The 8,224-nt window shown below is 67.8% G+C and carries 6 protein-coding genes; 2 read left to right on the top strand and 4 right to left on the bottom strand.

Translation table 11 applies throughout. The annotated features are described in order from the left end of the window. Nucleotides 1-73 precede the first annotated feature (73 nt). Together ACK59X_RS35460 and edd are read right to left on the bottom strand one after the other, a co-directional pair. Nucleotides 74-730 (bottom strand): bifunctional 4-hydroxy-2-oxoglutarate aldolase/2-dehydro-3-deoxy-phosphogluconate aldolase, encoded by a 657-nt coding sequence (locus ACK59X_RS35460; protein WP_409964282.1) that lies wholly within the window; start codon nucleotides 728-730, stop codon nucleotides 74-76. Beyond that, the gene (gene edd, locus ACK59X_RS35455; RefSeq protein ID WP_409964281.1) at nucleotides 721-2,490 is read right to left on the bottom strand and encodes a phosphogluconate dehydratase; all 1,770 of its coding nucleotides are present in this window, start codon (nucleotides 2,488-2,490) and stop codon (nucleotides 721-723) included. Before edd ends, ACK59X_RS35460 begins: the two co-directional genes overlap by 10 nt. Before the next feature lie 103 nt (nucleotides 2,491-2,593). Here edd and ACK59X_RS35450 point away from each other — a divergent pair, with 103 nt between their 5' ends. Continuing rightward, nucleotides 2,594-3,511, top strand: a complete 918-nt coding sequence (locus tag ACK59X_RS35450) for an SMP-30/gluconolactonase/LRE family protein (RefSeq protein ID WP_409964280.1) — start codon at nucleotides 2,594-2,596, stop codon at nucleotides 3,509-3,511. Here the strand turns inward: ACK59X_RS35450 and ACK59X_RS35445 are convergent, their stop codons facing one another. After that, nucleotides 3,512-4,723, bottom strand: coding sequence for an AGE family epimerase/isomerase (locus ACK59X_RS35445; protein WP_409964279.1), 1,212 nt, complete (start codon nucleotides 4,721-4,723; stop codon nucleotides 3,512-3,514). A gap of 63 nt (nucleotides 4,724-4,786) precedes the next feature. Further along, a complete protein-coding gene (pgi, locus tag ACK59X_RS35440) occupies nucleotides 4,787-6,352 on the bottom strand; it encodes a glucose-6-phosphate isomerase (protein ID WP_409964278.1) in 1,566 nt (521 codons plus the stop codon). Nucleotides 6,353-6,542: 190 nt separating this feature from the next. Between pgi and zwf the strand changes: the two genes are divergently transcribed. After that, the gene (gene zwf, locus ACK59X_RS35435; protein WP_409964277.1) at nucleotides 6,543-7,997 is read left to right on the top strand and encodes a glucose-6-phosphate dehydrogenase; all 1,455 of its coding nucleotides are present in this window, start codon (nucleotides 6,543-6,545) and stop codon (nucleotides 7,995-7,997) included. Nucleotides 7,998-8,224: the final 227 nt, after the last annotated feature.

The raw sequence follows: 8,224 nt of genomic DNA, 5'->3' as shown, positions 1-8,224 counted from the left end.
TGCGGAGCGAACGCCCCTCTCCATGATAAGCGGCAAGCGTGACCTGCCCGGCGGGAGCCGGGGGCCACCCCACTCAGACGGTCTGCCGCAGCGCCTGAGTGGCCTGCGCCAGTTGCGTGATGCGCGCCCAGTCCCCCGAGCGCACGGCATCCGCGGGCGTGAGCCAGGAGCCGCCCACGCAGCGCACATTGGGCAGTGCCAGGTAGTTGGGCGCCGTGGCATTGGTGATGCCGCCGGTGGGGCAGAAACTCACCTGGCCAAACGGGCTGGCCCAGGACTTGAGCAGCGGGATGCCGCCCACGGCCTCGGCCGGGAACAGCTTGAGGAACTGGAAGCCATCGGCCAGCGCGTGCATGATCTCGCTGGAGGTGGAGACCCCCGGCAGCAGCGGCAGGTTCAGCCCCTTGCAGGCCGAGCCCACCTCGGAGGTATAGCCCGGGCTCACGGCAAAGCGGGCGCCGGCCTCGCTCGCGCGGCGCGCGTCATCGGCATTGAGCACCGTGCCCACACCGACCACGGCCTCGGGCAACTGGCGCGCAATCGCCTCGATGGCGGGCAGGCCTGCGGGCGTGCGCAGCGTCACCTCCAGCACCTTCACACCACCGGCCAGCAGGGCCTCGGCCAGGGGGATCGCGTCTTCGACGCGGTCGATCACGATGACCGGGATGACCGGGCCGTAGCTGGCGATGTCCGCCGGCTGCAGGGAAGGGGTGGTGGCATTCACAGCCATGTGCAGGCTCCTTGTTCAGCGCCGCCCGCATGGCGGCGAAAGTTGGCAAACAGTTCACGCCCGAAGCCGGTGGCCGCGTGCGCCTTGCATTCATCGGGGGTGCGGGCGGCCCATTCGGCCTCGTCCACCAGCACGTCGAGCGTACCGGCCACGGCGTCCACGCGCACCAGGTCGCCGTTGCGCACCTTGGCCAGCGGGCCGCCGCCCAGCGCCTCGGGCGTCACATGGATGGCGGCGGGCACCTTGCCCGAGGCACCGCTCATGCGGCCATCGGTCACCAGCGCCACCTTGAAACCCTGGTTCTGCAGCACGGCCAATGGGGGCGTGAGCTTGTGCAGCTCGGGCATGCCGTTGGCGCGCGGCCCCTGGAAGCGCACTACGGCCACCATGTCCTGCTGCACCTCGCCCGCGCTGAAGGCGGCGAGCAGCTCCTCCTGCGAGTCGAACACGCGCGCGGGGGCCTCGATGATGTGGCGGTCTTCCGGCACGGCCGAGACCTTGATCACTGCTCGGCCCAGGCGGCCCTGCAGCAAGCGCAGGCCGCCCGTGGGCGAGAATGGCTTGTCCACCGGGCGGACCACGGCCTCGTCGCCCGAGGTGGCAGGCGCAGGCGCACCACCGGCAGCAATACCGCCCTCGTTCACGCTCAGCACATCGGGGTGCATCAGGCCATGGGCCAGCAATTCGCGCAGGATCCAGGGCGGGCCGCCCGCGGCCTGGAACTGGTTCACGTCGGCATCGCCGTTGGGGTACACGCGCGCCAGCAGCGGCACCACGGAAGACAGGTCGTCGAAATCGGTCCAGTCGATCAGGATGCCAGCGCTGCGCGCGATCGCCACCCAGTGGATCAGGTGGTTGGTGGAGCCGCCCGTGGCCAGCAGCGCAGCCATGGCGTTGACGATGCAGCGCTCGTCCACCACATGGCCGATGGGCGTGAAGCGATTGCCGCGCTTGCCGATGGACAGCACGGTGCGCATGGCCTGGCGCGTGAACGCCTCGCGCTCGCCGCTGCCCGGAGGCGCAAATGCAGCATTGGGCACATGCAGGCCCATGGCTTCGAGCAGCATCTGGTTGCTGTTGGCCGTGCCGTAGAAGGTGCAGGTGCCGGGGCTGTGGTACGCGGCCGACTCGGCCTTGAGCAGCTCGTCACGGCCGACCAGGCCCTGCGCATACTGCTCGCGCACCTTGGCCTTGTCCTTGTTGGGCAGGCCCGAACCCATGGGCCCGGCCGGCACGAACACGCAGGGCAGATGCCCGTAGTGCAGCGCGCCGATCAGCAGGCCGGGCACGATCTTGTCGCACACGCCGAGCAGCAGCACGCCATCGAACACGTCGTGGGACAGCGCTACCGCGGTGGCCATGGCAATATTGTCCCGGGAGAACAGCGACAGCTCCATGCCGGGCGTGCCCTGGGTCACGCCATCGCACATGGCGGGCACGCCGCCGGCGACCTGGGCCATGGCACCATGGCGCGCGGCCTCGTCGCGCAGCAGTGCGGGGTAGGCCTGGTAGGGCTGGTGGGCCGAGAGCATGTCGTTGTAGGCCGTGACGATGCCGATGTTGGGCGCCTTCTCGACCGTGACCTTGAACTTCTCGGAACCGGGCAACGCTGCATAGGCATGGGCCAGGTTGGCGCAGCCCATGCGCTCCTGCGGAGGCTTGCGCTGGACCATGGCGTCGACCGTGGCCAGGTAGGCGGCACGGGTGTCCTTGCTGCGCTCGATGATGCGGGCCGTCACGCGCGCTACGACTGAATGCATGGGGAATGCTCCATCGGGGATTTGGTATGGGTATGGGAATCGGTGACAAGGCTCCTGCGGGAGCCTCTAGAATGTAACTCGATAACCACCCCGGATCAAGCCAATGTCCCTGCAGACCCTGCCCCTGCCGCCTTCGGAACTCGGTGAATCGCCGTTCTGGCATCCCCATGAAACATCCCTTTACTGGTGTGACATTCAGGGGAAACGGGTGAATGCCTGGGAGCCGGCGAGCGGACGCCTGCGCACCTGGAACATGCCCTCGGAGCCAGGCTGCTGCGCACCGGCAGGAGGCGCAAAAATAGTAATCGGGTTACGTGACGGCTTTTACCTGCTCGACGCCGAGAGCGGCGCCCTCGCCTGCCTGGCCCTGCTGCCGACCGACGCGCACGACACCCGCGTGCTGCGCTTGAACGATGGCCGCTGCGATTCGGCGGGCCGTTTCTGGGCCGGTTCGGTGATCAGCCCGCGCACCGCGCCCGACGCCGCCCTGTGGCGGCTGGAGGCGGCCCCTGGCGGCTTTCGGGTACAGAAAATGGCAGGCGACAACTTCACCGCCAACGGCCTGGCCTTCAGCCCCGATGACCGCACGCTGTACTGGTCGAACACACCCGAGCACCGCATCGACCGCTTCGGCTTCGACGCTGCCAGGGGCAGCATCGAGGGCCGCACGCCCTGGGTTTCCTTTCCTCCGAAGACGGAAGGCCAACCCTACGGCGGCCGCCCGGACGGCGCCGCTGTGGACGTGCAGGGCAACTACTGGGTCGCGATGTACGAGGGCGCCTGCGTGCTGCAGTTGTCGCCCGCAGGCCAGGTGCTGCAGCGCATTGCGGTGCCCGTGCAGTGCCCCACCATGGTCTGCTTTGGCGGCGAAGGCCTGCGCACGCTGTACATCACCTCGGCGCGCGCCGGGCGGCCGCAGGAGGAGCTGGACGCCGCCATTCCCGCAGGCTCGCTGTTCAGCCTGCCGGTCGAGGTACCGGGCCTGCCCGTGAATTTCTTCCAGGCCAGCGCGGCGATGTAGTCACGCAGCGCGTTCCGCCCCCAGCGCCAGCAACACGTCGTAGCAGGCACCCATGTTGTGGTAATCCACCTTGCCGGCGTTGCTCTTCTCGCGCGTGTGGTTGCGATTGCGGCCGTCGAGGATGCGGAACCAGGCACCGTGCTGGTGGTCCACGAAGTGCTGCCAGCAGTAGGCCCAGATGCGGTCGTACCAATCCCAGTAGCGCGGCTCGCCCGTGCGGACCGCCAGCACGGCGGCAGCAGCCATGCTCTCGGCCTGCACCCAATGGTACTTGCCGTCGTCGCAGATGCTGCCATCGGGCGCCATGCCGTAGACGATCCCGCCGTGCGCTGCGTCCCAGCCTTTGTCCAGCGCCGCATCGAACAGGAAGCGCGCGCACGGCAGGTGCCAGTCCGCGGGTGCCAGCGCGTCGAGCTGCAGCAGCAGCTTGGCCCATTCGGTCTGGTGGCCGATCTGGTAGCCCCAGGGGCGGAAGATATTGGTCCGGTCGTGGCGGTTGTAGTCCCAGTCCACCGACCAGTCGGCGCGGAAGTGCTCCCACACCCAGCCGCCGGACAGCGCCGCCTGGCGCTGGCAGATGCCCTGCGCGAGCTGTTCGGCGCGCTCGATGTAGCGGCGCTCATCCGTGGCGCGGAAGGCCGAGATCATGGCCTCGCAGGCATGCATGTTGGCGTTCTGGCCGCGGTAGTCCGACAGCGCCCACTCGCGCGTGGCCTCGTCGGCATAGAGGCCCGCGGCCGGCTGCCAGAAGTGCTGCTCGGCCGTATCGAAGGCCTCTGCCAGCCACTGCCGCGCCTCGGGCACGCCGGCCTCGTGCGCCCGCGCATAGGCCAGCATCACGAAGGCCATGCCGTAGCAATGGCGCGTGGCGTCGAGCAAGGTGGCGTGGCCGCCATGCCAGTCGATGAGCCAGGCATAGCCGCCGGTGGCCGGGTCGAGGAAGGCCGTGCGCAGGAAATCGAGCGCATGCTCCATGCCCTTGCGGTAGCGGGCCTCGCCCGTGGTCTGGAACAGGATGGCATGCGTGACCACGAAGCGCGTGGCGCTCACCAGGTGGCGCGTGCGCTCGTCGTAGACGGTGCCGTCGTCGAGAAAGAAGTGGTACATGCCGCCACCCGGGTCGGTGGCGACGGGCTCATAGAACGCCATGGTCTGGCGGATGTGCGCGTGCAGGAATGCGGGCGAACGGAAATCGGGCTGGGGCGCCGTCATGGCTTTGTCTCCTCGTGTGTGCAGGCGCCTCTGTTGGGCGCCGTGCTGTGCCTTGTTGGGCGGTCAGCCGCCGCTGCGCAGGCGGGCCAGCACCCCCGCGGTGGAGCCATCGAGCCCCGCCGCATCGCCCGAGGCCAGACGCGCCTCCAGGTCGCGCGCCAGCACCTTGCCCAACTCCACGCCCCATTGGTCGAAGCTGTTGATGCCCCACAGGCTGCCGCTCACGAACACGCGGTGCTCCTGCAGCGCGATCAGCGCGCCCAGCGAAGCAGGGGTCAGCGATTCGAGCAGCAGGAAGCTGCTGGGCCGGTTGCCCGGGAAATGGCGGTGGCCGTCCTCGGGGCTGGCCTTGCCCACCATCAGCGCCTGGGCCTGGGCCAGCGCATTGGCCAGCAGCTTGTCCTGGTGGCCCGGCAGCGGGTGGGCGGCCTGGCGCACGGCGATGATTTCCAGCGGCAACACGTCGGTGCCCTGGTGCAGCATCTGGAAGAAGGCATGCTGGCCGTTGGTGCCGGGCTCACCCCAGAGCACGGGCGAGGTGGCGTACGGCAGTTCCTGCCCGTCGGCCCTGACGCGCTTGCAATTGCTCTCCATCTCCAGTTGCTGCAGATAGGCCGGCAAGCGGCCCAAGGATGCGTGGTACGGCGCGATGCAGCGGCTGGTGAAGCCATGGAAGTTGCGGTACCAGACATCGAGCAGGCCCAGGCGCACCGGCAGGTTGGCGGCCAGGGGCGCCGTGCGGAAATGTTCGTCCATGGCATGGGCGCCGGCCAGCAGGTCACGGAAGCCCGCGGCGCCAATGGCGATGGCGATAGGCAGGCCGATGGCCGACCACAGCGAGTAGCGCCCGCCCACCCAGTCCCAGAAACCGAAGGTGGTGGTGATGCCCAGAGCGCCTGCGGCCTCGACATTGGTGGTCAGCGCCGCAAAGTGGCGCGCCACATCGGTACCGCCCTGCGCACCGAACCAGGCCAGCGCCGAGCGCGCATTGGCCATGGTCTCGGCCGTGGTGAAGGTCTTGGACGCAATGAGGAACAGCGTGCTCTCGGGCTTCACGCCCTGCAGCACGCCATGCAGCTCGTGGCCGTCGACGTTGGAGACGAAGTGCAGGCGCTTGCCTGCGGCGCGGAATGCATCGAGTGCCAGCACCGCCATGTGCGGCCCCAGGTCCGAGCCGCCGATGCCGATGTTCACCACGTCGGTGATGGCGGCGTCGCCACGCACCTGCTCGGCATACTGCAGCATGGCATCGAGCGTGCCATGTACCTCGGCCAGTTTCTGCGCGATGTCGGCCCCATCGCCCGGCAGCACCAGGCCCTGGGGACGGCGCAGCAGCGTGTGCAGCACCGCGCGGCCCTCGGTGTGGTTGATGGCTTCACCCGCGAACATGGCATCGCGCTGACCCGCGAGGCCGCAGGCCTCGGCCAGGGCCAGCAGCAGGGCCTCGGTCGGCCGGTCCCACAGGTTCTTGGAGAGATCGGCAAAGACGTGCGGCGCCTGCTGGCTGAAGTGGCCGAAGCGCCCGCTGTCCTGCGCGAACGCCTGCCGCAGGTCCAGGTGCCGTCCTTCGGTGTCGAACAAAGCCTGCAAGGCGGGCCACGGCGGGGTCTGGTCGCAACGAAGGGACATGGAAAGGCTACCTGGGGCGAAAAAATGAAAACGGCGAGATAGTAACTTGATTACCAAAATTGTCTGGCACTTTTTTGCTGCAGACACAGATTGGAACGCGATTTGGCCTGCTGTCCTACACAAAACGATGTAACGTGATTACAATTTCTAGCCACACGCGATTACACGAATGCACTGATACGGAGACCCCATGAGTTTTGACCTTGTCCTGTTTGGCGGAACCGGCGACCTGGCCTGGCGCAAGCTCATGCCTGCGCTGTTCCAGGCGTTCCGCCACGGAACGCTGCCCGAAGGGGGGCGCATCATCGCGGTGGCCCGTGACGAGCTCAGCCATGAACAATACCGCAGCCTGATCCAGTCGCGCTTCGAAGGCGTGGATCTGGCCAAGCGCCCCACCCCCGACGAGTTCGAACGCTTCGGCGCCCTGCTGCACTACCTGCGCATGGACCTGTCGCAAACCCAGGACTATGCCCGCCTGGCCGCCATGCTGCACGAGCGCAATGCCGAGTCGGTGGTGATGTACGTGGCCACGGCTCCCAGCCTGTTCACCAATGTGTGCGCGCAGATCGCCGGCGGGGGCCTGAACGGCCCGCACACCCGCGTGGTGCTGGAAAAGCCCCGGGGCCACGATCTGCGCTCCAACCAGGCCATCAACGACACGCTGCGCCGCGTGCTCAAGGAAGAACAGGTCTTTCGCATCGATCACTACCTGGGCAAGCCCTCGCTGCAGAACCTCTTGGCCATGCGCTTCGGCAACGCACTGTTCGAGCCCCTGTGGCGGCGCGAGACCATTGCCAACATCCAGATCACCATTGCCGAGGAACTGGGCGTGGAGACGCGCGGCGCCTTCTACGACCAGACCGGCGCGCTGCGCGACATGGTGCAGAACCATGCCCTGCAGCTGCTGTGCGCGATCGGCATGGAGCCGCCCATCAACGCCAGCGCCAACGCCATCCGCGACGAAAAGCTCAAGGTGCTGCAGTCGCTCAAGCCCTGGAGCACCGAGACCATCGGCCAGCACGTGATCCGCGGGCAGTACGTGGCCGGCAAGACGCACGGTGCCTCTGTGCCCGGTTACCTGCAGGAAAAAGGCGTGGCCCCGGGCAGCACCACCGAGACCTTCGTCGCGCTGCGCACCGAGATCTCCAACTGGCGCTGGGCGGGCGTGCCTTTCTACATCCGCACCGGCAAGCGGCTGGCGGGGCGCGATGCGCACATCGTCGTCAACTTCCGGCCCGTGCCGCACCCGATCTTCCGCACCTCGGCCGGCGCCGCCAACCGCCTGGTGATCAACCTGCAGCCCAAGGACGGTCTGGAGCTGCACCTGATGGCCCAGGGCGCCGCCCAGCAACAGGTGGAGCCCGCGCTGTCGCAGGTATACCTGAACCTCGATTTCGACCAGCGCTTCGGCACCGAGCGCGTGGGTGCCTACGAGCGCCTGCTGCTCGACGTGATCGGCGGCCGCCTGAACCTGTTCGTGCGCAGCGACGAGCAGGAGGAAGCCTGGCGCTGGGTGGAGCCCATCCTGCAGCACTGGCGTAACGATGCGCTGGGTCCCCGGCCCTATACGGCCGGCAGTTGGGGGCCAAGTGCCGCCAGCGCCATGATCGCGCGCGATGGCTACTGCTGGAGTGAAGAGGTGTAAGGCCCAGCGCGCGCCACCGCAGGCAACAACAAAAGAAGGGCTCCCAATGGGAGCCCTTTTCAATTGCCCGTTTCCGGGCAAGAGTAGGGAAACACTTCCACATGGTGGCGGTGCCCACGACCGTGAAACACCACCACCATGGGAAGGCCCGCAACTGGCGGACCTTGCTATGAAGGCCCTTGTTCTTACAGGGCGCTGATTTCGCCCGAAGGGATCTGGCCGGTGCG

The organism is Acidovorax sp. (genome assembly GCF_046339755.1).
In the GTDB taxonomy this organism is placed as follows: Bacteria; Pseudomonadota; Gammaproteobacteria; order Burkholderiales; family Burkholderiaceae_C; genus Acidovorax.
Note: the sequence above shows the minus strand (reverse complement) of the source record. Positions and strands in the feature narration are given on the sequence as shown.